The following is a 1642-nucleotide window of genomic DNA, read 5'->3' as shown; positions in this document are numbered from 1 at the left end:
GCCGGGTGCCGCGCCGTCGTGGCTGGTCGCGCAGTTCCCCGCGCCCCTGGCGGGGCTGTCAATCGCCCCGCGACGCAGTCGCAACCTCGGCGCCGGGCCGAACGCCACCGGAGGGGGCGGGATGGTGGGAGCGAGGGGCCACTGCAGTGCGGGCTCCATCGAACCCCGGTAGGCATGCGCACGGCACAGTCCCAGCTCCGGGCGGGGCATACGCCTTCCGTCGACCCGGGTCACGGTTCGCGCCGTGGGCGACCCGCGTCATCGCCGGGTGCCGCGCCGTCGTGGTCGCTCGCGCAGTTCCCCGCGCCCCTGGCGGGGCGTACGGCTGCCCCGTGACGTAGTCGCGGTCCAGGCGCCGGGGGTACGCCCCCGGAGGGGGCGGGATGATGGGAGCAGGGGGTCACCGCAGCACGGCGGGTGCGAACCTCTTCTCCGCGTGGCCAGGGGCCAGGGGCCAGGGCGAGGCTGGCCGAACTCCGGGGCGGCGGGCTCGGCGGGCTCCTACCGGAGGGCCCCGGTCGGGCCGCCCGAACCCCGGAGCGCGGGCTGGGCGTGCCCTCGACCGGGCTCCCGGCGGGGCCGACCTCAGCCGGGGCCGGGACCGGGGCTGGGGCCGGCCGACGCCCGGGCCGGGGCGCCCCGCAACGGGGGCGCGCCCCGTACCGGGTGGCAGGTGGCCGGTGCTGCCACGGCAGAGGGAGACCGGGCCCGTCAGGGGCCGGTGATGCCGCGGAGGGTGAGGTGGAGGAGCCGATCCGCCAGATTCGGGTCCGTCGGCGTCTCCTCGGCGGCCAGCGCAATCGCATTGGTCAGCTGCAGCAGATCCGTGATCGAGACGTCGCGCCGCACCGCCCCGGACTCCTGGGCCCGCGACAGCAGTGCCTGTCCCGCCTCGCGCATCGGGTCGCTGCACCGCGACAGTGCCGAACTGGCGTCCTGTGACGCGGACATGAGCGCCCGGGACAGCCCCCGGTACTCACTGGCGTGCGTGATGATCTCCCGCAGCCACGCCACGAGTGCCGCGCACGGCTCGTCCGCCCCGAGCAGTGCCCGGCTGCGGGCGAGGAGATCGCCGACGGCCTCCTCGAAGACGGCACTCATCAGCGCGTACCGGTTGGGGAAGTGCCGGTACAGCGTGCCGATCCCGACCCCGGCCGCGCGCGCGACCTCCTCGAGGGACGCCCCGGTGCCGTGCTCCGCGAACGCCTTGCGGGCCTGTGCGAGCAGCCGCTCGTAGTTGCGCCGTGCGTCCGCACGCATGGGGCGGACGCGCTCGTGTTCGGTACCGGTGCTCATCGGGGCCTCCCAGGGCGGGCGGGGGCTGTCCAGGATGCCTGATCGCCGGGGCCGAAGACGCCCGAGGGGCGCCCGCCGGACCCGGTACGGTCCGGCGGGCGCCCCCAGTTGTCCTGCGGGACCCGGGTCAGTCCTTGATCTCGCAGATGGGGGCGCCGGAGGTGAGGGAGGCGCCGATCTGCGCGGTCAGGCCCTTGACGGTCCCGGACTTGTGCGCGTTGAGGGGCTGTTCCATCTTCATGGCCTCCAGGACGACGACGAGGTCGCCCTCCTTGACCTCCTGCCCCTCCTCGACCGCGACCTTCACGATCGTGCCCTGCATCGGCGAGGCCAGCGTGTCACCCGA

The 1642-nt window shown here is 75.3% G+C and carries 2 protein-coding genes; both read right to left on the bottom strand.

Annotated elements, in window-relative coordinates; translation table 11 throughout:
• Positions 1-711: 711 nt before the first annotated feature.
• A complete protein-coding gene (locus tag GTW43_RS05765; RefSeq protein WP_161300534.1) occupies positions 712-1296 on the bottom strand; it encodes a TetR/AcrR family transcriptional regulator in 585 nt (194 codons plus the stop codon).
• Positions 1297-1423: 127 nt separating this feature from the next.
• Positions 1424-1642, bottom strand: a 219-nt coding sequence (locus tag GTW43_RS05760) for a biotin/lipoyl-containing protein (RefSeq protein ID WP_161300533.1), incomplete at its 5' end; no start/stop codon positions are given.

This window comes from Streptomyces sp. SID5785 (assembly GCF_009870065.1).
GTDB lineage: Bacteria > Actinomycetota > Actinomycetes > Streptomycetales > Streptomycetaceae > Streptomyces.
Note: the sequence above shows the minus strand (reverse complement) of the source record. Positions and strands in the feature narration are given on the sequence as shown.

Coding starts and splice junctions, on each gene's coding strand:
- GTW43_RS05765 (WP_161300534.1), bottom strand. CDS start 1,296: ATGAGCACCGGTACCGAACACGAGCGCGTCCGCCCCATGCGTGCGGAC.